This is a genomic window from Paenibacillus sp. FSL R5-0810 (assembly GCF_038002285.1).
Taxonomy (GTDB): Bacteria; Bacillota; Bacilli; order Paenibacillales; family Paenibacillaceae; genus Paenibacillus_AQ; species Paenibacillus_AQ lactis.
The window spans coordinates 5,873,662-5,898,764 of record NZ_JBBOCF010000001.1; the positions used below are offsets into that span (position 1 = coordinate 5,873,662).

27 protein-coding genes and 1 other annotated feature are annotated in these 25,103 nt (G+C 52.7%); of the genes, 26 read left to right on the forward strand and 1 reads right to left on the reverse strand.

The window, feature by feature from the left end:
- Positions 1–4 precede the first annotated feature (4 nt).
- From MKX76_RS25870 to pssA, 8 genes are all read left to right on the forward strand, one after another.
- The gene (locus tag MKX76_RS25870) at positions 5–721 is read left to right on the forward strand and encodes a GntR family transcriptional regulator (protein WP_040740231.1); all 717 of its coding nucleotides are present in this window, start codon (positions 5–7) and stop codon (positions 719–721) included.
- A 415-nt stretch (positions 722–1,136) separates the two neighbouring features.
- A complete protein-coding gene (locus MKX76_RS25875) occupies positions 1,137–1,598 on the forward strand; it encodes a CtsR family transcriptional regulator (protein WP_007132599.1) in 462 nt (153 codons plus the stop codon).
- 24 nt (positions 1,599–1,622) lie between these two features.
- The gene (locus tag MKX76_RS25880; protein WP_007132598.1) at positions 1,623–2,147 is read left to right on the forward strand and encodes a UvrB/UvrC motif-containing protein; all 525 of its coding nucleotides are present in this window, start codon (positions 1,623–1,625) and stop codon (positions 2,145–2,147) included.
- A 41-nt stretch (positions 2,148–2,188) separates the two neighbouring features.
- The gene (locus tag MKX76_RS25885; RefSeq protein ID WP_144873031.1) at positions 2,189–3,256 is read left to right on the forward strand and encodes a protein arginine kinase; all 1,068 of its coding nucleotides are present in this window, start codon (positions 2,189–2,191) and stop codon (positions 3,254–3,256) included.
- 204 nt (positions 3,257–3,460) lie between these two features.
- Positions 3,461–5,917 carry an ATP-dependent protease ATP-binding subunit ClpC gene (clpC, locus tag MKX76_RS25890; RefSeq protein ID WP_007132596.1) on the forward strand — a complete coding sequence of 819 codons (2,457 nt, stop codon included), beginning with the start codon at positions 3,461–3,463 and terminating at the stop codon, positions 5,915–5,917.
- A 401-nt stretch (positions 5,918–6,318) separates the two neighbouring features.
- On the forward strand, positions 6,319–7,686 hold the full coding sequence (radA, locus tag MKX76_RS25895; RefSeq protein ID WP_007132595.1) for a DNA repair protein RadA: 1,368 nt from the start codon (positions 6,319–6,321) through the stop codon (positions 7,684–7,686).
- 13 nt (positions 7,687–7,699) lie between these two features.
- Positions 7,700–8,776 (forward strand): DNA integrity scanning diadenylate cyclase DisA, encoded by a 1,077-nt coding sequence (gene disA, locus MKX76_RS25900; protein ID WP_007132594.1) that lies wholly within the window; start codon positions 7,700–7,702, stop codon positions 8,774–8,776.
- 59 nt (positions 8,777–8,835) lie between these two features.
- Positions 8,836–9,567, forward strand: coding sequence for a CDP-diacylglycerol--serine O-phosphatidyltransferase (gene pssA / locus MKX76_RS25905; protein ID WP_007132593.1), 732 nt, complete (start codon positions 8,836–8,838; stop codon positions 9,565–9,567).
- Positions 9,568–9,751: 184 nt separating this feature from the next.
- Here pssA and MKX76_RS25910 read toward each other — a convergent pair whose 3' ends face one another.
- Positions 9,752–10,147, reverse strand: a complete 396-nt coding sequence (locus tag MKX76_RS25910; protein ID WP_007132592.1) for a hypothetical protein — start codon at positions 10,145–10,147, stop codon at positions 9,752–9,754.
- A 276-nt stretch (positions 10,148–10,423) separates the two neighbouring features.
- On the opposite strand from MKX76_RS25910, the gene MKX76_RS25915 reads away from it, so the two are divergent.
- The 18 genes from MKX76_RS25915 (at position 10,424) to MKX76_RS26000 (ending at position 24,627) form a co-directional block, all read left to right on the forward strand.
- Complete coding sequence (locus MKX76_RS25915) at positions 10,424–11,512, forward strand: PIN/TRAM domain-containing protein (RefSeq protein ID WP_007132591.1); 1,089 nt, start codon at positions 10,424–10,426, stop codon at positions 11,510–11,512.
- A gap of 75 nt (positions 11,513–11,587) precedes the next feature.
- On the forward strand, positions 11,588–12,286 hold the full coding sequence (gene ispD, locus MKX76_RS25920) for a 2-C-methyl-D-erythritol 4-phosphate cytidylyltransferase (protein WP_144870422.1): 699 nt from the start codon (positions 11,588–11,590) through the stop codon (positions 12,284–12,286).
- Positions 12,283–12,771 (forward strand): 2-C-methyl-D-erythritol 2,4-cyclodiphosphate synthase, encoded by a 489-nt coding sequence (gene ispF, locus MKX76_RS25925; RefSeq protein ID WP_340898822.1) that lies wholly within the window; start codon positions 12,283–12,285, stop codon positions 12,769–12,771. The genes ispD and ispF overlap by 4 nt, the downstream gene beginning before the upstream one ends.
- 48 nt (positions 12,772–12,819) lie before the next feature.
- Positions 12,820–14,283: a glutamate--tRNA ligase gene (gene gltX, locus MKX76_RS25930; protein WP_340898825.1), complete on the forward strand. Its 1,464-nt coding sequence runs from the start codon at positions 12,820–12,822 to the stop codon at positions 14,281–14,283.
- Between the two features lie 662 nt (positions 14,284–14,945).
- A complete protein-coding gene (cysE, locus tag MKX76_RS25935; RefSeq protein WP_040740229.1) occupies positions 14,946–15,632 on the forward strand; it encodes a serine O-acetyltransferase in 687 nt (228 codons plus the stop codon).
- Positions 15,633–15,781: 149 nt separating this feature from the next.
- Positions 15,782–17,188 (forward strand): cysteine--tRNA ligase, encoded by a 1,407-nt coding sequence (cysS, locus tag MKX76_RS25940; protein ID WP_007132586.1) that lies wholly within the window; start codon positions 15,782–15,784, stop codon positions 17,186–17,188.
- The gene (locus MKX76_RS25945; RefSeq protein ID WP_007132585.1) at positions 17,185–17,625 is read left to right on the forward strand and encodes a Mini-ribonuclease 3; all 441 of its coding nucleotides are present in this window, start codon (positions 17,185–17,187) and stop codon (positions 17,623–17,625) included. The genes cysS and MKX76_RS25945 overlap by 4 nt, the downstream gene beginning before the upstream one ends.
- A gap of 105 nt (positions 17,626–17,730) precedes the next feature.
- Positions 17,731–18,480, forward strand: coding sequence for a 23S rRNA (guanosine(2251)-2'-O)-methyltransferase RlmB (gene rlmB, locus MKX76_RS25950; protein WP_341034842.1), 750 nt, complete (start codon positions 17,731–17,733; stop codon positions 18,478–18,480).
- A gap of 5 nt (positions 18,481–18,485) precedes the next feature.
- The gene (locus MKX76_RS25955) at positions 18,486–19,004 is read left to right on the forward strand and encodes an NYN domain-containing protein (RefSeq protein ID WP_028406473.1); all 519 of its coding nucleotides are present in this window, start codon (positions 18,486–18,488) and stop codon (positions 19,002–19,004) included.
- A gap of 188 nt (positions 19,005–19,192) precedes the next feature.
- Positions 19,193–19,837, forward strand: coding sequence for an RNA polymerase sporulation sigma factor SigH (gene sigH, locus MKX76_RS25960; protein WP_006212942.1), 645 nt, complete (start codon positions 19,193–19,195; stop codon positions 19,835–19,837).
- Positions 19,838–20,389: 552 nt separating this feature from the next.
- The gene (gene rpmG, locus MKX76_RS25965; RefSeq protein WP_006212941.1) at positions 20,390–20,539 is read left to right on the forward strand and encodes a 50S ribosomal protein L33; all 150 of its coding nucleotides are present in this window, start codon (positions 20,390–20,392) and stop codon (positions 20,537–20,539) included.
- Between the two features lie 24 nt (positions 20,540–20,563).
- Entirely contained in the window at positions 20,564–20,755 is a 192-nt protein-coding gene (secE, locus tag MKX76_RS25970) for a preprotein translocase subunit SecE (RefSeq protein ID WP_007132582.1), read from the forward strand.
- Positions 20,756–20,776: 21 nt separating this feature from the next.
- Positions 20,777–21,310 (forward strand): transcription termination/antitermination protein NusG, encoded by a 534-nt coding sequence (gene nusG / locus MKX76_RS25975; RefSeq protein WP_007132581.1) that lies wholly within the window; start codon positions 20,777–20,779, stop codon positions 21,308–21,310.
- A 77-nt stretch (positions 21,311–21,387) separates the two neighbouring features.
- Positions 21,388–21,813 carry a 50S ribosomal protein L11 gene (gene rplK, locus MKX76_RS25980; RefSeq protein ID WP_007132580.1) on the forward strand — a complete coding sequence of 142 codons (426 nt, stop codon included), beginning with the start codon at positions 21,388–21,390 and terminating at the stop codon, positions 21,811–21,813.
- Positions 21,814–21,900: 87 nt separating this feature from the next.
- Positions 21,901–22,593, forward strand: a complete 693-nt coding sequence (gene rplA, locus MKX76_RS25985) for a 50S ribosomal protein L1 (RefSeq protein WP_213616963.1) — start codon at positions 21,901–21,903, stop codon at positions 22,591–22,593.
- Between the two features lie 71 nt (positions 22,594–22,664).
- Positions 22,665–22,823, forward strand: a sequence feature (ribosomal protein L10 leader region).
- A gap of 63 nt (positions 22,824–22,886) precedes the next feature.
- The gene (gene rplJ / locus MKX76_RS25990) at positions 22,887–23,390 is read left to right on the forward strand and encodes a 50S ribosomal protein L10 (RefSeq protein WP_007132578.1); all 504 of its coding nucleotides are present in this window, start codon (positions 22,887–22,889) and stop codon (positions 23,388–23,390) included.
- 68 nt (positions 23,391–23,458) lie between these two features.
- Positions 23,459–23,821, forward strand: coding sequence for a 50S ribosomal protein L7/L12 (gene rplL / locus MKX76_RS25995; RefSeq protein ID WP_007132577.1), 363 nt, complete (start codon positions 23,459–23,461; stop codon positions 23,819–23,821).
- Positions 23,822–24,024: 203 nt separating this feature from the next.
- Positions 24,025–24,627 carry a class I SAM-dependent methyltransferase gene (locus MKX76_RS26000; protein WP_213616965.1) on the forward strand — a complete coding sequence of 201 codons (603 nt, stop codon included), beginning with the start codon at positions 24,025–24,027 and terminating at the stop codon, positions 24,625–24,627.
- The last annotated feature ends 476 nt before the right edge of the window (positions 24,628–25,103 follow it).

Consider the following 25,103-nt stretch of genomic DNA (forward strand, 5'->3'; position numbering starts at 1 on the left):
ACGTATGTCGATCACGCGTAAGAACGGTCCGCTGTATCTTCAGATCAAGAAGATCATCAAGGACCGGATCCTGCATGGGGTGTATCCTTTGGGAACCCATATTCCTTCTGAGCCGCAGCTGGAGCAGGAATTCAACGTCAGCAAGATGACCGTGCGCAATGCGATTCAGGAGCTGCACCAGGAGGGCTATGTCGAGAAACGCAGCGGGGTAGGGACGATTGTAACCCGCAACACCTCGTTCTCGAAGCTTTCCAAGGGCAAGCTGTTTACCGAGATTCTGGTCGAGGAAGGGCATCAGATTCAGAAGCGCCATCTGAAGACCGAATGGGTGTTTCACGAGCCGGATAGCGAGATGTATGAAAAATTCGGCGAAAAATGCCTTCGCATCGAGCGGTTGTACCTGCTGGACGGGCAGCCCTACATTCACTATACGCATTATGTTTCGCCGCTTGTCGATATGGGAGGGGATTTTGGGCCTGGCGAGCTCCCTTCCCTTTATGACCGGATTGAAGAAAGCCAGATTACGCTGGAGAATTTCCGTGACCGTTTTCTGGCGGCCGTAGCGGATGAAGAGATGGCGGGTCTGCTTGGCGTCAGCCCGGGCACGCCGCTTCTCAAGCGGCTAAGATCCTCTTACGACGGTGCGGGGACGATTATTGAATACAGTATTGGTTATTACAATACAGAGCTTCAGCATTATTTAATCAGCTACGACGCGTAAAGACAGGGCGCAGCGGGAAGGCTCGAAAGGAATAAAGTCAGGGAAGAGCAGCCTTATGGCCGGGGAACCGGGACAGGCTGCTTTTTTCTATAGCCTCGAGTTGCGGGCGCGCGTTGTGGGGATTAAGGGCAGGCTTGGAAGGCGCTCGAAGAGGCAAAATTCCTGCGGGGCTGTGGCTATAAGGGTGAGAAAAAATGGGCAGACTACGAATAACAGACCGGCGCGAAAATTTTGTGGCCCCCCCTTGGCAAATTTTAAAGTTATGCTATAATGAGATTAAAGTCAAAGAAAGTCAAAGTCAACGGGCAGGGTTCGCTGATTTTGATTATGGTTAAAATTTAAAGGTATGACTCTGTGCGGACGTGTAAGATCACAATCCGTCTTATCGTTTCAAACAGTGGAGGATGAACAGACCATGCGTAATATCTCTGATATTATCGAACAATACCTCAAGAGCATTTTGCAGGAAAGCCCGGAGGGAACCGTTGAAATTCAACGGAACGATCTGGCGGAGCAGTTCTCCTGCGTTCCTTCCCAGATCAACTATGTCATCAGCACCAGATTTACGCTGGAGAAGGGCTTTCTCGTCGAGAGCAAGCGCGGAGGCGGCGGTTATATCCGCATCCAGCGGATCGAGCTTCCCCAGCATTCCGCACTCCACCAGCATCTGCATCATACGATCGGCAGCCGGATCGACCAGACGGTCGCGGAAGGGCTGATCTACCAGCTGGAGGAGTCAAGGTTCTTGAACAAACGAGAGGCCAGCTTGATGCGGGCCGCCATTTCGAGGGATTGCCTCAATGTGAAGCTTCCTTACCGGGATGAGCTCCGTGCGAGAATCATGAAGGCCATGCTTATTGCTTTGTTAGGTAAGTGAGTCTGTGTAAGGAGGGCATGGAGTATGATATGCCAGGAATGTGGTAAACGACCAGCGACATTGCATTTTACGAAAATCGTGAATGGCGAGAAGACCGAATTTCATTTTTGTGAATCTTGTGCCCGTGAAAAAGGGGAATTGATCCCCGGGACGTCGAATGGTTTTTCTATACACAGTTTGCTGTCAGGGCTCCTGGATCTGGATCCTTCCGGCAAGGGCCAGAATGCGGGAGCCAAGCCGGCGCAGACACTGCGCTGCGAGGAATGCGGCATGACGTATTCCCAATTCAGCAAGCTTGGCCGTTTCGGCTGCAGCTCGTGTTATAAATATTTCTCGGATCGCCTGGATCCGCTGTTCAAGCGAGTGCATGGCAATACGTCCCATGTCGGCAAGGTGCCGAAGCGGACCGGCGGTGTCATTCAGCTCAAGCGCAAGATTGAGGAGCTGAAGAAGGAGCTTCAGTTCCGGATCGTGCAGGAGGAGTTTGAAACGGCCGCCGAGATTCGGGACCGGATCCGCGAGCTTGAGCGAAATATCGCCCAAGGATGAGGAACTTATGATGATGCACTTTTAGCTAGGAGGAATGCGTGATGTCTAATCACCGGTTTACCGATACGGCGCTGAGCGAATGGATGCGCGGGAATGGTCAGGATTCCGACATTGTCATCAGCACCCGTGTCAGGGTGGCGCGCAATCTGCAGCAGCTTCCTTTCCCGCTGCTGGCGACGAATCAGCAGTCGAGCGAAGTGCTAGAGCGCCTGATCAGCGTCATCAAGGATAGGGAGCGGCTGAACGATTTCGGGGAGCTGCATGTTATCAAATTGAGCGATATTGACGATTTGGATAAACGGGTGCTTGTCGAGAAGCATCTGATCAGTCCCAATCTGGCCAATGAATCCCGAAACGGCGCTGTCATTTTGACAGAGGACGAATCCGTCAGCATCATGATCAATGAAGAGGATCATCTACGCATACAGTGTTTATATCCGGGCTTTCAGGTTAGAGAAGCTTGGGAGCGGGCGACGGCGCTGGACGATATTTTCGAAGCGCATGTCGATTATGCCTTTGATGACAAGCGGGGATACCTGACCAGCTGTCCGACGAACGTCGGAACCGGCCTCCGTGCCTCGGTTATGATGCATCTGCCGGCGCTGGTGATGACCCAGCAGATCAACCGGATTCTCTCGGCCGTGTCTCAGGTGGGCTTGACCGTTCGGGGCATTTACGGCGAGGGCAGCGAAGCTGTGGGCAATCTGTTCCAGATCTCCAACCAGATTACGCTTGGCCAGACCGAAGCCGAGATTATTGAAAATCTTCACAGTGTCGCCCTGCAGATCATTGAGCATGAGAAGAACGCCAGACAGCGTCTTCTTAATGAATCCAAGCTGCGGATCACGGACCGGGTGATGCGCTCCTATGGCATACTGTCCTACGCGGCGGTTATGGATTCCAAGGAAGCGGCGCAGCGGCTGTCCGATGTCCGTCTCGGTGTGGATCTGGGATTGCTTGAAGGTCCGGCCAGCTCGGTGATGAATGAGCTTAATGTGAAGACGCAGCCGGGCTTCCTGCAAAAGACGTTCGGGGAGAGCATGAATCCTTCGGAACGCGATATGTACAGAGCCAAGCTCATCAGGGAAACGCTGGCTGCGAAGCCGTAGATGAACTTTTGATTAAGAGACAGGAATCTAGGGCTTTCAGGAAGAATATTTCTTGACCCGGGATAAAAATGCCAGGGTTCGGTTAATGGAATATAACCGTTGTTTCTTTTAATAGGCGAATCGGGCAGCGTCGCGACCCTTCGGGGCGGCGATACACCGAAATTCGTGAGGGTAAATATACATGAAACGTGGAGGTGCAATATTATGATGTTTGGCAGATTTACGGAACGTGCTCAGAAGGTGCTTGCATTGGCTCAAGAAGAAGCCGTGCGTCTGGGACATAACAATATCGGAACAGAGCATATTTTACTCGGACTCATCCGCGAAGGAGACGGCATTGCGGCTAAAGCGCTGATCGGCCTCGGGCTTGGTCTTGAGAAAATCCAAGACGAAGTAGAGACCTTGATCGGACGCGGCCAAGAGCAGCCAACCAATATTGCCTACACGCCGCGGGCAAAGAAGGTTATTGAGCTTTCCATGGATGAAGCCCGCAAGCTGGGGCACACCTACGTTGGAACAGAACATATTTTGCTTGGATTGATTCGCGAGGGCGAAGGCGTGGCAGCACGCGTGCTGAACAATCTGGGCATCAGCCTGAACAAGGCGCGCCAGCAGGTGCTGCAGCTGCTCGGCAGCAGCGAGGCGGTATCGAGCCACCACGGCACGCCGCAAAACGTAAGCACGCCTACGCTGGACAGCTTGGCCCGCGATTTGACCGCGATTGCCAAGGAAGGCAACCTGGATCCGGTCATCGGCCGAAGCAAAGAGATTGAGCGCGTCATTCAGGTGCTGAGCCGCCGCACGAAGAACAACCCGGTTTTGATTGGGGAACCAGGGGTCGGTAAAACGGCCATCGCCGAGGGCTTGGCTCAGCGCATTATCAATAATGAAATTCCGGAAACGCTCCGCGATAAGCGGGTCATGACCCTCGACATGGGCTCGGTCGTGGCCGGCACGAAATACCGCGGCGAGTTTGAAGACCGGCTGAAGAAGATTATGGATGAGATCCGCCAAGCGGGCAACATCATCCTGTTCATCGACGAGCTGCATACGCTGATCGGTGCAGGCGGTGCGGAAGGCGCGATCGACGCTTCCAACATTCTGAAGCCGTCCCTGGCGCGCGGCGAGCTGCAGTGCATCGGGGCGACGACGCTGGATGAATACCGCAAATATATTGAGAAGGATGCTGCCCTTGAACGGCGCTTCCAGCCAATCACGGTGGATCAGCCTTCTCCGGAGGAAGCGATTCAGATCCTCTACGGGCTGCGTGACAGATATGAAGCGCATCACCGCGTGAAGATTACGGATGAGGCGATCGAGCAAGCCGTGAAGCTGTCCGATCGTTACATTACGGACCGGTTCCTGCCGGATAAGGCCATCGACCTGATCGACGAGGCGGGCTCCAAGGTACGCTTGAATACGTACACGATTCCGCCGAATCTGAAAGACCAGGAAGCGCATCTGGAAGACATCCGCAAGGAGAAGGATGCCGCTGTCCAAAGCCAGGAATTCGAAAAGGCCGCTGCACTTCGCGATACCGAGCAGAAGCTGCGCGAAGAGCTCGAAATTACGAAGAATCAGTGGAAGGAAAAGCAGGGCCGCACCGATTCCGAGGTTACGCCTGAGGATATCGCCGATGTCGTGGCGAACTGGACCGGAATTCCGGTGAATAAGCTGAAGGAAGAAGAGACGGAGCGCCTGCTCAATCTCGAAGAGATTCTGCACAGCCGCGTCATCGGTCAGGAAGAAGCCGTTAAGGCTGTCAGCCGTGCGGTACGCCGTGCACGCGCAGGTCTGAAAGATCCGAAGCGTCCGATGGGCTCCTTCATCTTCCTTGGACCTACAGGCGTTGGTAAAACCGAGCTTGCACGCGCGCTTGCCGAAGCGATGTTCGGCGATGAGAATGCGGTCGTTCGGATCGACATGTCCGAGTACATGGAGAAGCATTCCACGGCACGTCTCGTCGGAGCGCCTCCGGGATACGTGGGCTACGAGGAAGGCGGCCAACTGACCGAGAAGGTTCGCCGCAAGCCATACTCCGTCGTCCTGCTGGATGAGATCGAGAAGGCGCATCCTGAAGTGTTCAACATTCTGCTCCAGGTGCTGGAGGACGGACGCTTGACCGATTCCAAGGGCCGCGTCGTTGACTTCCGCAACACGCTGATCATCCTCACGTCGAACGTCGGCGCCGAGGCGATCAAGCGCAATTCGACGCTCGGCTTCACCGCCGTGACCGATGCGGGCCGCGATTATAACAATATGAAGACGAAAGTGATGGATGAGCTGAAGAAGAGCTTCCGTCCGGAGTTCCTGAACCGGATCGATGAGATCATCGTGTTCCACTCGCTCGAAGAGAAGCATATCGCCGAGATCGTGACCTTGATGTCCGACGAGCTGCGCAAGCGGCTGCGCGAATTCGACGTGGAATTCGAGCTTACCGATCAGGCGAAGGCGTTCATCGCGAAAGAAGGCTACGACCCTGCCTTCGGTGCCCGTCCATTGCGCCGGGCCATCCAGAAGCATATCGAGGACCGTCTTTCCGAGGAACTGCTGAAGGGCAATGTCAAGAAAGGCGATGCCCTCATCATCGACGAGGAGAACGGCGAGCTGTCCGTCCGCAAGAAGGATAGCGTTGCTGCCGCATCGTCCGAGACCGAATAAGCGTAGATTCCCCCCCTGCTGGATTATTTCCAGCGGGGGTTTTTGATTTTAGGGTACCAACCTAGCGGAGAGGATGGAATCGTTCCGAAGAAGCGACAGCGCTCGCCTTTAAAAACCGGGAAGCCACCACGATAATCCATTCCAGTTCCCCTTGTTTAACAGCGATCGTAAGAATGATCAGGCAGCGAAGCGGACACACCGCTTGTTCGTAAATGATCATTAAACAAATGCCGATTCTCCTTCGGCTCTTTAAATTTTAGACAAATCCATCCCATCCTGTGTAAAGTTGTGCAATTTGCCTTTACGGTCAATTAGAAGAAATGGTAAACTTTGATTAATGCCTGATTTTGCAGGGTTTTACGGATTCCGACAAAGGAAAAGGCAACATAAAGGAGACTTCCATGGCCAAAACTAAGACGAAATTTTTCTGTACCGAATGCGGCTATGAAGCGCCGAAATGGTTCGGGAAATGTCCGGGCTGTCAATCATGGAATTCCATGGTAGAGGAGACCGAGACGGTAATCAAGACGCAGGGGATGAATTCCCCTCTTTTTCATAGTAAAGAAAAGCCCCTTTCCATCATAAATATAGAGAGCGGAAAGGAACCGAGAATCCAGACGGGGATTGCGGAATTGAACCGTGTGCTCGGCGGCGGGCTCGTTCCCGGATCGCTCGTGCTGGTTGGAGGAGACCCCGGCATCGGGAAATCGACGCTGCTGCTGCAAGCCTCGAACCGTTTGGCGCAAAGCGGCATCCGCGTCCTGTATATATCGGGTGAGGAATCGGTTCGGCAAACGAAGCTTCGGGCCGACCGGCTCGGCGCGCTGTCGCCGGAGCTGTTCGTCCTCTGCGAAACGAACCTGGAATCGATCGAGGAAGCGGTGGAGAGCGTTCAGCCGGGTTTTGTCGTGATCGACTCCATTCAAACGGTATACCTGCCGGAGGTCACGAGTGCGCCGGGAAGCGTATCCCAGGTTCGGGAATGCACCTCCCGATTCATGCGTCTGGCGAAGGTGAAGGGCATTGCCACGGTGCTGGTCGGCCACGTGACCAAGGAAGGGGCCATTGCAGGGCCGCGGATGCTGGAGCATATGGTGGATTGCGTGCTTTACTTTGAAGGAGAGCGGCATCATACGTACCGCCTGCTGCGTGCGGTCAAGAACCGCTTCGGTTCGACAAATGAGATCGGCATATTTGAAATGGGAGAGGACGGTCTGCGTGAAGTGGGTAACCCGTCCGAGCTGTTCCTCTCCGAGCGTCCGCTAGGCGTAGCCGGGTCGACCGTCGTTGCCAGCATGGAGGGAACGCGTCCTGTGCTCGTGGAGCTTCAGGCGCTTATATCCACGACGCATTTTCCGTCACCGAGACGGATGGGCACAGGCGTCGACCATCATCGCATGAACCTGATTATCGCCGTGCTGGAGAAACGGATGGGCATGTTCCTGCAGACGCAGGACGCCTATTTGAATGTGGCCGGCGGCGTCAAGCTGGATGAGCCTGCCGTCGATTTGGCGATCGCTGTCAGCATCGCATCCAGCTTTCGCGATATTCCGACCAAGCCGTATGATGTTATCTTCGGCGAGGTCGGGCTGACCGGCGAGGTTCGCGCCGTTTCCCGGGCGGAGCAAAGGGTGAAGGAAGCCGAGAAGCTCGGCTTCAAACGCGTGATTTTACCAGAGAAGAGCTTGAAGGGGTGGAAGCACCCCAAAGGAATTGAAATTATCGGAGTTAATACCGTTGCAGATGCATTAGCGGTTGCGTTAGATTAGGGGGCATACGAAGGTGAAGGAAACGAGCCAACTGGACAAAATGAATGATTTGCTAAAGCTGGTAGCACCGGGAACGCCGTTTCGCGACGGATTGGAGAACGTGCTGCGGGCGAAGACGGGCGCGCTGATCGTTGTGGGCTACAGCCCCGAGGTGATGGAGGTTGTCGACGGGGGCTTCTCCATCAACTGCGATTTCTCGCCGAACTATTTGTATGAGCTTGCCAAGATGGACGGCGCCATCATCTTGAGCGAAGACTTGAAACGGATACTATATGCCAACACCCAGCTCATCCCCGACTCATCCATTTCTTCCATTGAGACAGGGATACGTCACCGGACGGCGGAGCGGGTGGCGAAGCAGACGGGCAAGCTGGTGGTGTCCATCTCGCAGCGCCGGAATATCATTACATTGTATCAAGGCTCGCTGCGGTATGCGTTAAAGGAAATCGGCGTTATTTTGACCAAAGCCAACCAAGCGATTCAGACGCTGGAGCGGTACAGAGCCGTGCTCAACCAGTCGCTGACCAACCTGTCCGCCTCGGAATTCGAGGAGCTGGTTACGATCCCCGAAGTGGTCAACGTCATCCAGCGCGTAGAGATGGTGCTGCGCATCAAGAAGGAAATCAAGCGATATATTAACGAGCTTGGCAATGAAGGCCGGCTGATCAGCATGCAGATGGATGAGCTGGTAAGCAATATGGAGGAGGAAGCATGGCTCTTGTACGCGGATTATGCGCGCGAATACAGCGAAGAGAAGATCCGCGAGATCATTCTGGCGCTTAAACGTTCGACCGATGAAGAGCTCCTGGACATTCACCATATCGTCAGACTTCTCGGCTATCCAGCTTCCGCCGCCGCTTCCGAAGAAGAGATTCTGCCGCGCGGATACCGGATCCTGAACAAGATCCCGCGTCTGCCGAATGTCATCATCCGTAACCTAGTCGACCGGTTCCAGGATCTGTCCAGCATCATGTCCGCCTCGATCCACGAATTGGACGAAGTCGACGGCATCGGCGAGGTACGGGCACGGAACATCAAGGAAGGATTGAAGAGGCTGCAGGAGCAAGTGTTCATTGACAGACAGATTTAAAAGGCCTACAATCGAACAATCGGTGTTTGGAACGTTCAATTATACGAGGTGAATATAAAATGACGAAATCAATTCCGAACATGTTTACTTTAGGTAATCTGTTTCTCGGAATGATTGGCATCATCTTGGCGACAGAAGGCCGAACAAGTATGGCGGCCATTATGATTATCATCGCCATGCTTCTCGACGGTCTGGACGGCCGGGTGGCCCGGGCGCTGAATGCACAGAGCGAATTCGGCAAGGAACTGGATTCCTTATCGGATGTGATCTCATTTGGTGTAGCACCTGCACTTATTATGTATACAGTTGCTTTTACAGATATCAATTCAGCCTTGGCCTGGACCGTGACCGCGATCTTTCCGATGTGCGGAGCGCTTCGGCTTGCGAGATTCAACGTCCGTCCGGGAATACCGGGATACTTTATCGGCCTGCCGATCCCCGCTGCAGGCGGCGTGCTTGCTACGCTGGCGCTGTTCCATGAAGAGATTACGGCACCTTATATGATTTTTGGCATGTTGCTTCTTTCTTATCTCATGGTCAGTGCCGTCAAGTACCCGAACTTCAAGAAGATCGGCATTCCGAAAACGGCGATCAAATTCACGCCATTGGTCATTATCGGTGCCGTTATGGTGGCCGTGTTCTTTCCGGAGCAGACCTCCATGCTGATCTTTGTCCCGCTCGTGCTGTATGCCGGGTACGGCCTTCAGCAAAATTTCCGCAGACTGACGCGGAGAAAGCGCCGCAAGGATGACAGCCAATCGGATGAAGCCTATCGCTCCTCGGACCGGTAGGTCCGCTATGGCTTCATTAACTTCATTTGCAATCCAAACCGCGCGGGGTATGAAACGTTGGTGCCCGCGCACATTAAATAAAAAGCATTTATTTCCCTGCTCCTTGCAGAGAGATAAATGCTTTTTTGTGTTTATTTTGGAATACCCTAAATACCTGCAATCACTTATCCGGAACATGGCAGCTTTAGGACAGATTGAACAGACCCAGCGTCGAGCATTTCTGCGACTCCTTCACCACCACGTCATCCAGCTGAATATCGAGCAGATTGGCAAGGGCCGACATATAAAAAAGGTTGCGGCCAAGCTCGGAGCTAACCGCTTCGCGGCAGTTCTCGCACAGATGGCCCTGGACATGGGTGCCCACTAATTCCCGGGCGGATTCGAGATCAGCGTTGATATCGAAGGTTTGCTTCGTGGCATGGAGCTCGATGCATCCGCATTCTGTGATGGCTTTGGTAACGGCACGGTTGACTGATGCATTGCTTTGACCATTTTTCGACAGAACATCCAATAGACTGCGGTGACGGAGCAACAATTCGGAAACTTGATCCTGAAAGGCCTGTAAACTAGGAGCGCTCATTTATACATCCACCTCGATATTATGAATTGAGTTCATTATATTCCACTACTTCGGCCAATTTCAACCAGTTTCAGGCGTTTAGAGGGATTCGATTCCAGATTGCGGCCCACGCTGCGGGCCTGGAAATCGCGTGAGTTTCAACAGGGGGAAGGCGTGCGGTATGGGGATCCTGATAAAAAATATGCCCCGTAACGATTAGGTCGGCTGAAATTGGAGCATACTGGAAAATAGAAATAACCATAATTCAGTTTACAATAAGGAGGTGTGCGAAAGCTCATGTTAAAAAAAGCTATTTTAGCATTTACGGTATTATGCGGAGCATGGAGCGGCTATACGTTATATCATACAATCGAACGGTCATTTCCCGAGCTCTCGCCGATGTTTGGTCAAGGCGTGTTTGCGGCGGGGAGCGGTGCCTTCGCGCTGCTGGGAGGTTTATTATTCGGCATGATTGGCGTGCTGTCGGCGGAACGGGTGACCCGAAGCCTGCACAGCCTGATCTCTTCGTTCTCACGCATTCCGATGAATGATCTGGCAGCCGGAACAGCCGGGCTATTAGGCGGTCTTCTGTTATCCTTGCTTCTCTCGCCGGGATTATCCTTGTTAGGACAAGTCGGGCAGCTGCTGCAGGTGGGGATTACCGTGCTGGGCGGGTATCTCGGGCTTCGGATCGGACTGGAGAAGAAGGAAGAACTGGCTTCCTTGTGGATGTCGGGACGATGGAGCCAGGCGGCCGAGCCGGAAAGCCGGCGCGTCGAAGAGCATAAAATTCTGGATACCAGCGTCATTATCGACGGAAGAATTGCCGATATTTGCAAAACCGGGTTCATCGAAGGAACGATTGTCATTCCCGAGTTTGTACTGGAGGAGCTGCAGCACATTGCCGATTCGTCGGATTTGCTCAAGCGCAATCGCGGGCGCCGCGGACTTGATATTTTGAATAAAATCCAGAAAGAGCTGGATGTAAAGGTACTCATCTATGAAGGGGACTTCGAAGAAATCTCCGAGGTGGACAGCAAGCTCGTGAAGCTCGCTAAAGTGCTGCAGGGCAAGGTGGTCACGAACGATTTCAATTTGAACAAGGTATGCGAGCTGCAAGGCGTATCGGTGCTGAACATCAATGATTTGGCCAATGCGGTCAAGCCGGTCGTTCTGCCGGGCGAAGAAATCCTCGTGCAGATTATCAAGGACGGCAAGGAGCATGGCCAAGGCGTCGCCTATTTGGATGACGGCACGATGATCGTCGTTGAAGGCGGGCGCGAATATATCGGCACGATGATGGAAGTGCTCGTCACGAGCGTATTGCAAACCTCGGCGGGCCGGATGATCTTCGCCAAACCGAAACTGTTGGAAAAAGCCCAGTAAACGGAGTATGATGGGGATATACATATCCGCCTGCCGGCCAAGCGGACGGCAGGGGCTAAGACAGGAGTTTGGCGCATGAAGAACAGCTTTGGCGCCGTCATCGTGGCGGCGGGCAAGGGAACGCGAATGGGAACCAGGGAGAGCAAGCAGTATCTGGCTCTGGGCGGCAAGCCGATCATCATCCATACGCTTTCGGTGTTCAACCGGCTGCCGTGGCTGCAAGAGCTGGTGCTCGTCACCGGGGCGGAGGATGTTCCCCGCTGCAAATCCTGGGTGGAGGAATACGGGCTGGACAAGGTGACGGCAGTCATCCCGGGAGGCAGCGAAAGACAGCATTCCGTCTTTCAAGGCATGAAGCAGCTCTCCTCCGAATGGGTCATGATACATGACGGGGTCAGACCGTTTATTACCCCCGAGGAGATTGAAGCTTGCCGCGATGCGGCGATGGAGGTCGGCGCTTCCGTGCTGGGAGTGCCTGTGAAGGATACGATCAAGCAGGTGAACGGCCAGGGGCTGATAACAGGCACCCCGGACCGTCAAAGTCTGTGGGCCGCTGCGACCCCACAGACTTTTCGTCTTTCCGAGCTGCTTCCGGTGCATGAGAAGGCCGCAAGCGAAGGGTTTACCGGAACGGATGACGCGATGCTGATGGAATGGGCAGGCTATCCGGTGAAGGTGGTCGAGGGGAAATACAGCAACATCAAGATCACCACGCCGGAAGACCTGGAATACGCCGCATTTTTACAGAAACGTAAGGGAGAGAGTGTAGAATGATTCGTGTTGGACATGGATTTGATGTGCATCAGCTTGTGGAGGGCAGGCCTTGCATCATTGGCGGAGTTACGATTCCTTATGAAAAAGGGCTGCTCGGGCACTCGGACGCCGACGTGCTGCTGCATGCGATTGCGGATTCGATTCTCGGAGCGCTGGGGCTTGGCGATATCGGGCGCCATTTCCCGGATACCGACCCCGCATTTAAAGATGCGGACAGCCTCAAGCTGCTTGAACAGGTGTGGGTCATGGCTGCCGAGAAAGGGTATAAATTAGGGAACGTCGATGCTACGATCATCGCCCAGAAGCCGAAGATGGCTCCTTATATTCCGCAGATGGTAGAAGTAATCGCGAAGGCGCTGGATGCCGAGGTTGAGCAAGTCAACGTCAAGGCAACCACGACCGAGCAGCTCGGCTTCACCGGCCGCGGGGAAGGCATCGCGGCGCAATCGGTTGTCTGCCTTGTGAAAGGTATGCTATCATCTTGAAGGATGTTTGCAGGAATCATTGAAGAATTAGAAGCGGAGGGGTTGCAAATGACCGGAGAAGTCCGCGTGCGCTATGCACCGAGTCCGACGGGACATTTACATATCGGCAATGCCAGAACGGCATTATTCAATTATTTGTTCGCCCGCAAGAACAACGGGAAATTCATTATCCGGATCGAAGATACGGATGTGAAGCGCAATGTGGAAGGCGGAGAGCAAAGCCAGCTTAAATACCTGAAATGGCTTGGCATGGATTGGGACGAGAGCGTGGATGTCGGGGGCGAATACGGCCCGTACCGTCAAACCGAGCGCCTAGATATTTATAAGCAGTACTGGCAGGATCTTCTGGATCGCGGGCTTGCTTATCGCTGCTACTGCACGGAAGAGGAACTTGAGCAGGAGCGGGAGGAGCAAATGGCCCGCGGGGAGACGCCGCGCTATTCCGGTAAGCACCGGAACCTGACCGAAGAGGAGCGTCTTGCCCTGGAAGCGGAAGGACGCGTGCCGAGCATCCGTTTCCGAGTACCGGATGATCGCGTATACACGTTTGACGATATGGTGAAGGGAACGATCTCTTTTAACAGCAAAGAGACCGGCGACTTCGTCATCGTCAAGAAGGACGGAATTCCGACCTACAATTTCGCCGTGGCTGTAGATGACCATCTGATGAAGATCAGCCACGTGCTGCGCGGTGAGGACCATATCTCCAACACGCCGCGGCAGCTGATGATCTATGAAGCCTTCGGCTGGGAGCCGCCTCGCTTCGGCCATATGACGCTCATCGTCGGCGAGGATCACAAGAAGCTGAGCAAGCGGAATGAATCGATCATCCAGTTCATTGAGCAGTACGATCAGCTCGGTTATTTGCCGGAGGCGATGTTCAACTTTATTTCGCTGCTCGGCTGGTCGCCGGAAGGGGAAGAGGAGATTTTCTCCAAGGAGCAGCTGATCTCGATCTTTGACGAGAACCGGCTGTCCAAGAGCCCGGCCGTCTTCGATGCGAATAAGCTGGCTCACATCAACAACACCTACATCAAGAGCGCCGATCCGGAGCGGGTGGCAGCGCTGGCGATCCCGCACTTGCAGAAGGCGAGCCGCCTGCCTGCGGAGCTGACTCCCGAGCAGGAAGCCTGGGCGCGTGCACTGGTGGCGCTCTATCAAGAACAGATGACGGCCGCTTCGGATATCGTCGATCTGTCGGAGGTCTTCTTCCGCACGCATCTCGAGCTGGATGCGGAAGGCATTGAGATCATGAGCGGCGAGCAAGTGCCTGCCGTACTGTCCGCGTTCCTTAACAAAATCGAGCAATCGGACGAGTTCACCGCAGAGAAGATTGCGGCACTCATTAAGGAAGTCCAGAAGGAGACCGGCTTCAAGGGCAAACAGCTTTTCATGCCGATCCGGGTCGCATTGACCGGGCAGACGCACGGCCGGGACCTGAACCAGACGATTTGGCTGCTCGGCAGAGACCGGGTGCTGGACCGACTGCGTTCGCAGATCAAGGGCGCGTAAGAATAGGCTTTTCCAGGCAGATAATCCTTCTTGTCAGTTCCGTGTTTCATCAGTTATAATTACACTCAACTATAAGTGGAATATTCTTTGATAAAGGTTCAGATATTAACTCCTTAAGAAGAAGTAGCGCAGTGGACGGAATTGAGCTGTAGAAGCAACGCGTTCGCCTTTGTTTTCGGATTTCCCCCTTGAGAAAGTGATTAATAAGAAATCCGAAAACAACAGCGATCGAAAGCACAATCCGTCAACGGAGCGTCCTTTAGAGGAGGGTGGCTTCACCTATATCAACAAATAAACGTATAATAGCTTGGATCAGGAGAAGTACGCATCAAACAGGCACGTTCCAGAGAGGACAATCGGCAGATCAAGCTGCCGGCTGAGAGTTGTCCCGTTAGCCTGCAGCGGAAATGCACCTGTGAGCTGCATGGTTGAAGCGAACACCATCGTTAGATCATGCCGGTCGTCTGCCGTTAATGACTTGAAGAGGAATTGGCTTATGATCAATGCCCTGTTAAGGGAGGATCAGAAGGCCGATTCTAAGCAGAGTGGAACCGCGGTCGAACGCCTCTGCAGCGATAAGCTGCAGAGGCGTTTTTGTTATAGGGAATAACGATGAGGGACAGATGCATAACGCGATTGGAACAGGGAAAGAGGGAGCGTTCATGTTCAAACAGATGAAATCGGATATTCGGACAGTGTTTGAGAATGACCCGGCTGCCCGGGGGCTTTTTGAAGTGGTATTCACCTACTCGGGGCTTCATGCATTATGGGCCCATCGGGTTGCCCATGCCTTATTCAAGCGGCGCTGGTACACGCTGGCCCGGATCATATCCCAGATCAGCCGGTTTATGACCGGGATCGAGATCCACCCCGGCGCCCGGATCGGGCAAAGGCTGTTTATCGACCATGGCATGGGGGTTGTCATTGGCGAGACCTGTGAAATCGGGGACGATGTCGTCATTTACCAAGGGGTAACGCTCGGCGGTACCGGCAAGGAGAAGGGCAAGCGCCATCCGACGATCGGCAACAACGTTGTCATCGGCTCCGGCGCGAAAGTGCTAGGTTCCTTTGCGATTGGGGATAACTGTAATATCGGCTCCAACGCGGTGGTGCTGCGGCCGGTTCCGCCGAACAGCACCGTGGTCGGCAATCCCGGCAAAGTGGTGAAGCAGAACGGGGAGCGGGTTCGCGACCGTCTGGATCATACAAACCTGCCGGACCCGATCGTCGATACCCTTCGCTCGATGCAGAAAGAGATCGACCAGCTGCGTGCGGAGCTGGAGGAGACGAGACGGGAGCTGAAGAAGTCCGCGCCGGAGGTTATGCTGTCTTCGATTAATAAGGAATAACAAGCGATTGCGAGCGAAAGCATTGAACCGTTTATCAATATCGACGAATTCGATTCCGTTGCGGACGCTGCAAGGAGCGCTCTCCCCGAAAATCGGGGGCTTCTCGCACGCCGGACGCAATCTAGATGAAAGGAATGAGGGGATACAACATGGCGCTGCAAATCTATAACACATTGACCCGTATGAAAGAAACATTCGTTGCCCAGGAGGCAGGCAAGGTTAAGATTTATGTGTGCGGTCCTACCGTGTACGATTACATTCATATCGGAAATGCGCGTCCGATGATCTTTTTCGACGTCGTTCGCGCGTACTTCGAGCAGCAGGGCAATGACGTCAATTATGTCGTGAACTTTACGGATGTCGATGACAAAATGATCCGTAAAGCCGAACAGACCGGGACCACCGTTCCGGAGGTCGCGGATAAGTTTATCAAGGCTTACTATGAGGACCTCGACGGCCTCGGCATCCCGCGGGCGACTCTGAATCCGCGGGTAACGGACAACATGGACAACATCATTGAATTTATTCAGGACCTGGTCGATCGCGGCTTCGCTTATGAGAACGGAGGCGATGTTTTCTTCCGCACCCGCAAATTCGACGGATACGGGAAGCTGTCCCAGCAAAATCTCGATGAGCTGCAGTTCGGCATCCGGATCGAGGTGGATAAGCGCAAGGAAAATCCGGAGGATTTCGTGCTGTGGAAGGCTGCAAAGCCCGGCGAAATATACTGGAGCAGCCCGTGGGGTGACGGCCGTCCGGGATGGCATATCGAGTGCTCGGCCATGGCGCGCCGCTATCTAGGGGATACGCTCGATATCCACGGCGGCGGCCAGGATCTGCAGTTCCCGCACCATGAGTGCGAGGTGGCGCAGTCCGAGGCGCTGACAGGGAAGCCGCTAGCGAACTACTGGATGCATAACGGATACATTCGCATCAACAACGAGAAGATGTCGAAGTCGCTCGGAAACGGCGTATTGGTCAAGGATTTGCGCGAACAATATACGAAGGAAGCGGTACGCTACTTTATGCTGTCCACCCATTACCGCAATCCGCTCAACTTCAGCGAAGAGGTTATGAATCAGGCGCAGAACAGCGTGGAGCGTCTTGCCAATGCCGCCGCAAACGTCAAGCACCGGTTAAGCGCGGCAGTCGGCTCGCCGGATGCTGAAGCCGGCGAGGAGATCCGGAATAAAATGTCGGCGGTTCTTGCCGAATTTCATCAGAAAATGCAGGATGATTTCAATACGCCCGATGCGATAACGGCGATGTTCCAGTGGGCGAGCGAAGCGAACCAGCTGCTGCAGGAGCCTTCGATTCCGGCGGCGGATCTGCGGGAGGTGCTTGATGCCTTTAACGAGATGAACGGCGTGCTGCGGATCGTGAACACGGGCGAGGACGAAATGCTGGATGAGGAGATTGAACGCCTGATTGCCGAGCGTGTGGAGGCCAGAAAGAACAAAAACTGGGGAAGAGCGGACGAGATTCGCGACTTGCTGGCGGCCAAAGGCATCGTGCTGGAGGATACTGCGCAGGGCATGCGCTGGAAGCGCAAATGAGCGGGCCGGACTTTCAGGAGCCGGCCTTCGGCTGGTTCGACTTTCCGCCGTCGAAGCCGGCAAGGCTCATTCCGCCGATAGTGCTGGCCTATATCGGGGATGCGATTTATGAGGTCGCCGTGCGGCAGTATTTGATATCCCGGCCGAATCTTCGGCCGAATCACCTGCACCGGACGGCGACGGGACTTGTCTCGGCGAAGGCCCAGAGCCGGATTCTGGCGTACCTGGAGCCGCTCCTCACGGAAGAGGAGCAGGACATCGTTCGCCAGGGGCGCAATGCCAAATCCGGCAGCGTTCCGAAAAATGCGGATGTGCTGGAATATCGCCATGCGACGGCCTTTGAAACCTTGGTAGGGTATTTATATTATACGGGGCGGCAGGACCGGATTCGCGAGCTTGTCGGCAAAAGCATCGAGTATGTTGAACATTCGAAATAATAGACAGGCTTGGAGTCAATAAATCAATGCATCATGAGAAACGAATCGAGCAGCCGGCTGGCGGCACATGCCGCCCGTCTCGGCTTATACGCAGGAGGGTACAGCATGCAGGAAGAGGAAATTGTCGCAGGCAAGCATTCCGTCACGGAAGCGCTGAGGTCGGGACGAACAATCAATAAAATATGGATCGCTGAAAATGCTCAGAAGCACTTAACCCAGCCGATTATCGCGGAAGCGAAGAAGCTGGGCGTCGTCATCTCGCATGTGGACAAGCGCAAGCTGGATCAGATGGCTCCGGGCATTCAGCATCAAGGGGTCGTGGCACAGGTCGCGCCGTACGCGTACGTCGAGGTGGACGATCTGCTGAAAGCCGCAGAAGATAAGGGAGAGCCGCCATTTTTGCTGCTGCTGGACGAAATCGAGGATCCGCATAACCTTGGATCGATTCTCAGAACGGCGGACTGCACCGGCGCGCACGGCGTCATTTTGCCCAAGCGCAGATCGGCGCAGATTACGGCAACGGTATCCAAGACGTCGGCAGGCGCCGTGGAGTATGTGCCTGTCGCAAGAGTAACCAATCTCGGCCAGACGATCGACCAGCTGAAGGAGATGGGCGTTTGGGTCGTAGGCACCGTGGTTGATGCTGTGCAGGAGCTGTACGACACCGACGTGTTCGACGGGCCGGTAGCGATCGTCATCGGAAACGAAAATAAAGGGATGGGGCGTCTGATCCGCGAAAAATGCGATGTGCTGGTTAAGCTTCCGATGGCCGGAACGATCAATTCGCTGAATGCTTCGGTTGCCGCTGGTGTCGTGATGTACGAAGTGCTTCGCCGTCGTCGCCTTCAGGGTTAGCCGCGATGGCCGATTGGCGGGATGTGCTGCTGGTCGATGGCTATAATATGATCGGCGGCTGGCCGTTTCTTGCCAAGCTTGCAAGCAGCAGCATGGAGGAAGCACGGGATGTGCTGCTTGCAAAGCTGGCGGATTATCAAGCTTATTCGGGACTTCGGGTCATCGCGATTTTTGACGCGTACCGGGTGCCGGGATTGGGCAAATCTTATACGCAGGGCAAGGTCCAGGTATACTTCACGAAGGAGAAGGAAACCGCGGACGAATGCATCGAGCGCCTGGTCGGGGAATTCAGCCATCGCCGGCGCAAAATCTATGTAGCAACCAGCGATCTCATCGAACAGCATATCATCTTTGCCCGCGGCGCTCTCCGCTTATCCGCAAGGGAGCTGCTGAATGAAGTCGAGCAGAGCGAGCGCGAGGTGAAGCAGAAGATTGCCAAGGAGCAGACCAAAGGCCGAAATACCCTCGACGGCAAGCTTCCGCCCGACATAAGACAGATGTTCGAGCGTTGGCGGAGGGAGTAGTCCTGCAAGCGTATGCTATTGCAAATCTACGAGTATCCTCCGAGAAACTATGAAAATCTTACATTTAATGTTAATATCACTCTATATTAGGTAGATCGTGGTTGACGGTCTAGTAGACATCATATATACTTGTCATATATTTCAAGCGAGTGACGGGCTACCGTGCGTTCCGGGCCGGAGGGATTCTATTGAGTGTGGACCTCAAGGAAGTCATGTTGTCAGGGTATGATGTGATAAGTGATGAAGACATTGTCGAAGCGGTCCGTGAAGGTGACAGCGGGGCGCTGGAGTATTTGATCAATAAGTACCGGAATTTTGTACGTGCTAAAGCCCGTTCTTATTTTCTGATAGGAGCCGACCGGGAGGATATCGTCCAGGAAGGCATGATCGGGCTGTACAAGGCAATACGTGATTTTAAAGGGGATAAGCTGTCCTCGTTCAAGGCCTTTGCCGAGCTCTGCATTACCAGGCAAATTATTACGGCGATCAAGACGGCCACGAGACAGAAGCATATTCCGCTCAATTCGTATGTCTCATTGGACAAGCCTATTTATGATGAGGATTCCGACCGTACGCTGCTGGACGTTATTTGCGGCACGGCGGTAAGCGATCCGGAAGAACTGATCATTAATCAAGAGGAGTTCGTCGGTCTGGAGGACAAGATGTCCGAGATTTTGAGCGATCTGGAGCGTAAGGTCCTGATGCTCTATCTGGACGGACGTTCCTACCAGGAAATCGCGGTAGATTTAAGGCGTCATGTGAAATCGATCGATAATGCTCTCCAGCGGGTCAAGCGCAAGCTTGAACGGTATCTGGAGGTCAGGGATAACTAAAGGCTTGGCAGGCGGTTAAGGGAAGGCTCCGATCAGAGCCTTTTTTTCATTATCTGGACCATAGGCTGCGGTCGATCGGCTTCCAAGCTTGAACGGCGGTGCAGTCCTTGATATGCTATAGGTCCGTCCGGGCAGCATGAATCCCTTAAAAAGTGCCCATCCGGTGTTTTATCGGCTGGAAGATTGAACATACTGGTATAGACGTAAACGGCTGTCATGTTGAGAATACGCTTCGGCGCAGCTTTGCTGTTCAACGCAGGATGCCTGCAAGAACTTCACGACCGGTGCCTCGGTTTAGTTGTTAATGGCATTTATTGCAGCCCGCGGTCAGAGAGAAAAAGGCTTGAAATGGCTCTATCCATATGATAAAGTGTTTTAGGTAGGCCTAAATTCGCGTGTTTTATGAATGGATCGTTGTTACAAGCGCTTGGAACAGCGGTTTTATTCATCTCGCAGAAATAATCAGGCTTCCCCCTAGGAAGCAAGATTGTTTCTACTAGGATCAATATCGGTTCTTCTGGTGAAGAAGGACGTCTTCGGGAGGTGCACATCATGCGGGTAATTATCACTTTGGCTTGTACAAGCTGCAAACAAAGAAACTACACAACCACCAAAAACAAGCGAAATCACCCCGACCGCATGGAGATGAAGAAATTTTGCAAGTTCTGTAACGAGCAAACTCCTCATCGCGAAACCAGATAGTTTTCATTTGGAGGTGTAGTCGGCGTGAAACGTGGTTTCAAGTCTCTGTTTTCCTTTTTCTCTGAAAGCTGGGCGGAACTTAAAAAGGTTCGCTGGCCCAATCGTAAAGAACTGACGAACTATACTCTAATCGTTCTAGGCACCATTGTGTTTGTCACGATTTATTTTTGGGTTATAGACATCGGCATTTCCGCTGTGATCGAAGCGATTATTTAGAAGGGTCCCAGGTGGCTTGATATGGAAAAAAGATGGTATGTAGTTCATACCTATTCCGGGTATGAGAATAAAGTCAAAGCCAATTTGGAAAAACGTGTCGAGTCCATGGGCATGGAGGACAAAATATTCCGCGTTCTTGTTCCGATGGAAGAAGAAGTGGTAAACAAGGATGGCAAGAAGAAAACGGTCATGCGGAAAGTTTACCCGGGATATGTCTTGGTCGAAATGATTCAAACTGATGATTCTTGGTATGTTGTCCGCAACACGCCAGGAGTGACCGGGTTTGTCGGTTCGACGGGATCCGGTTCTAAACCGACGCCTTTGCTTCCGGAAGAAGTGGAACAGATTCTGAAGCATATGGGCATGGAGGAACCGAAACCGAAGATCGAATTCGATATCAAAGAATCCGTTCGGATCAAGGTTGGTCCTTTTGCGAATTTTGTGGGCTCCGTGGAAGAGATTTTGGCTGATAAGAGCAAGTTGAAGGTTCACGTCAACATGTTTGGACGGGAAACCCCGCTTGAGCTGGATTACACTCAAGTGGAGAAGATATAGATTTCGTTCTTCGGGTTTCTTGTGGGAGGGCGTCTAACATCGTCCGCTACCACTATTGATGCAAGGAGGTGTCAACCATGGCTAAAAAGGTTATCAAAGTTGTTAAACTGCAAATTCCTGCAGGTAAAGCGAATCCAGCTCCTCCAGTAGGTCCTGCATTGGGTCAAGCGGGTGTCAACATCATGGCATTCTGTAAAGAATTCAACGCGCGTACCGCTGATCAAGCTGGTCTGATCATCCCGGTTGAAATTTCGGTATTCGAGGATCGTTCCTTTACGTTCATCACGAAAACTCCACCGGCTGCTGTTCTGCTTCGCGTGGCTGCTAAGATCGAAAAAGGATCCGGCGAGCCTAACAAGAAGAAAGTCGCTACCGTTAAGCGCGACGCTGTGCGTCAAATCGCTGAAACGAAAATGCCTGACCTGAACGCTGCATCTGTTGAAGCTGCAATGAAGATGGTAGAAGGTACTGCCCGTAGTATGGGTATCACAATCGAGGACTAATCGTCTCTCGAACGTTAAACCGGATGCGTGGCATCCGGATCATGTGGGAGGAAATTCCGCTAACACCACAAAGGAGGAAAAACAATCATGGCTAAACACGGTAAGAAATACGTTGAAGCTGCGAAGCTGATCGACAGCGAAGCAACTTATGAGCCTTTGGAAGCTGTAGAGCTTGTGAAGAAGGCTGCAACGGCTAAATTCGACGAAACTGTCGAAGTGGCTGTGCGTTTGGGTGTAGACCCTCGTAAACAAGACCAGGCTGTTCGCGGTGTTGTTGTACTGCCACACGGTACAGGTAAGACACAACGCGTTCTGGTATTTGCAAAAGGTGAAAAAGCGAAGGAAGCGGAAGCGGCTGGCGCAGATTTTGTTGGCGATCAGGACATGATCAACAAAATCCAACAAGGCTGGTTCGATTTCGATGTCTGCGTAGCTACACCTGATATGATGAGCGAAGTCGGTAAACTTGGCCGTCTGCTCGGTGGTAAAGGCCTGATGCCTAACCCTAAAGCCGGTACGGTTACATTCGAGGTTGCCAAGGCTGTTCAAGAAATCAAAGCTGGTAAAATCGAGTACCGTCTGGACAAAGCAGGTCAAATTCACGCTCCGATCGGTAAAGTGTCCTTCAGTGCAGATCAACTGAATGAGAACCTCAAAGCTCTCATCGATGCATTGAATCGTGCGAAGCCGGCTGCCGCTAAAGGTGTATACCTGAAAGGCATCGCTGTTTCCTCGACCATGGGACCTAGCGCTCGCGTGAGCACAGCTGTTTATAGATAATATTTTTCCATTGACTTTGGTCATGGACATTTGATATTATGTAACAGTTGTGAGTCTTAGAGACTGACCCCTAAAGTTGAATATGCTTACCGTAGACAGTAGGTGCCCTAAGCAGGCTTAATTTCCTACCGAGGTGTTATGATAGAACGTCAGCAGCTTGTCCGGACATTCCGGTCAAATGATGATTCATCAGGCCTTCGTGATTCTACGGAGGCTTTTTTAGTGCCCGTAGGAAGAGCGGGGGGCAAGTGATTTGCTCCTAGCGCTACTAATACAACCAGGAGGTGTAAACATTGGCAAACGCAAAAGTGATTCAAGCGAAACAAGAAGCGGTTGAGGTGATTGCAGCGAAATTGCGCGAGAGCGTGACGACTGTTGTTGCAGACTACCGTGGTTTGAACGTATCGCAAGTTACCGAACTGCGTAAGCAGCTTCGTGAAGCTGGCGTTGAGTTCCAAGTATTGAAGAACTCGTTGCTTCGCCGTGCGACTGCAGCTGCTGAGCTGTCCGAGCTTGACGAAGTATTGACTGGACCTACAGCTGTAGCGTTTGGTACCAATGACGCTGTCGCTCCAGCAAAAATCCTGAATGATTTTGCGAAGAAGAACGAAGCGTTGAAATTGAAAGGCGCAGTAGTAGAAGGTCGTGTGGTTGGAGAGAGCGAAATCAAAGCTCTGGCAGAACTTCCATCCCGCGAAGGTCTCCTCTCCATGCTCCTCAGCGTGCTTCAAGCTCCAGTGCGCAACTTCGCGCTTGCAGTTAAAGCCGTTGCTGAGAAGGAAGAGCAAAGCGCATAAGCTTGGGCTTGCCCGAGCGGTGTAACAACAACTATTAAATCTTAATTATAAATGGAGGTTCAACTTAAATGAGCAAAGAGCAAATCTTGGAAGCAATTAAAGGTATGTCTGTTCTGGAACTGAACGATCTTGTAAAAGCAATCGAAGAAGAATTCGGTGTAACTGCTGCAGCTCCAGTAGCTGTTGTAGGTGGCGCTGGTGCAGCTGAAGCTGCTGAGCAATCCGAGTTCGACGTAATCCTGGCAAGCGCTGGCGCTTCCAAGATCAACGTAATCAAAGTGGTTCGCGAAATCACTGGTCTTGGCTTGAAAGAAGCAAAAGAACTGGTTGACAACGCTCCAAAACCATTGAAAGAAAAAGTATCCAAAGACGAAGCTGAAGCTGTTAAAGCTAAGTTGGAAGAAGCAGGCGCTTCCGTAGAAGTGAAGTAATTGCTTCCATAACAGAATCGTCAGCATGAGACAAACCCCTTGAATTTTGGTTCAAGGGGTTTGTTATTGTGGCGGGAAATCTTTTATACTGTTTCTAAAAAAGATAGGACATACTGGTTAATGAAGGGACAGTGCGCCCTAGTCCAGTCATGATCTTATGGATCATGATGGAACGACGGTGCTACGATTTACAGGAGGGAAGAATGCCGAATCAACATTATTACTCGAATCAGCCGGAAACCGCACATGACCGTAAAGTGCTGAAGGCCGAGCTCCGGGGACACTCGTTGAGCTTCATCAGCGATGCCGGGGTGTTCTCCAAGAGCGGCATTGATTATGGCAGCCGGGTGCTGATCGACGCGATGGAATTCGCGCCGGATGCTTCCGTGCTGGATGTGGGCTGCGGATACGGCCCGATTGGACTGACGGCGGCCAGACTGGCCCCGCAAGGACATGTAACCATGATCGACATTAACAGCCGTGCCGTGGAGCTTGCCCGGGAAAATGCGAGGCATAACGGCATTGCCAATGTGACGATTCTGGAGAGCGATTTGTTTGCGGCGGTCAAGGATCAAGCGTTCGACGTGGTGTTGACGAACCCGCCGATCCGTGCCGGGAAGGAAACAGTGCATACGATTTTTGCGGAAGCATGGAATCATTTGCGCCAGGGAGGCCAGCTGTGGGTTGTGATTCAGAAGAAGCAGGGGGCTCCGTCCGCGAAGGCCAAGCTGGAAGCGTTGTTTGATCAGGTGGAGGAAGTGACGAAGGATAAGGGATATCGGATATTCAAAGCGACCAAAGCCTGAACGAAGATGAGCGGATCACCGTGGATGAAGACCTTCGATTCCACAGGACTTGTCAGCAAGGCGAAACTTCTGGAGAAGATAGAGTCCTCTGAGAGGCTTAACGGATTTTCATACCGAAGACTCTTGAAATGCAAAATAAAATACAGCATGGGCTGTTGACTTGGGTATTCTGATATGGTATTATTATAAAATGTCAGTATTAGGATGGTCTCTTTGTCTTTAGTTTGCTGAAATGTCAAGCATTATTGTGCGGAAAGATGCATAAAGTATGTCGTCTTGACGTATAATATGTACGTTTTAGGCAAATCTACAAGATATGAGATGATTATCATAACCATGGATAAGCTGCTCTTTTTTCGAAAGGTATTCGATAAGGGCTTTTCTCTATTTATGGGTGTATGCTCTGTATGTTCCATTATAGTGTTACAAACAGAGGTTCGCAATGAATTTTTAAGTGAGTAGACATGAGGGGTGAG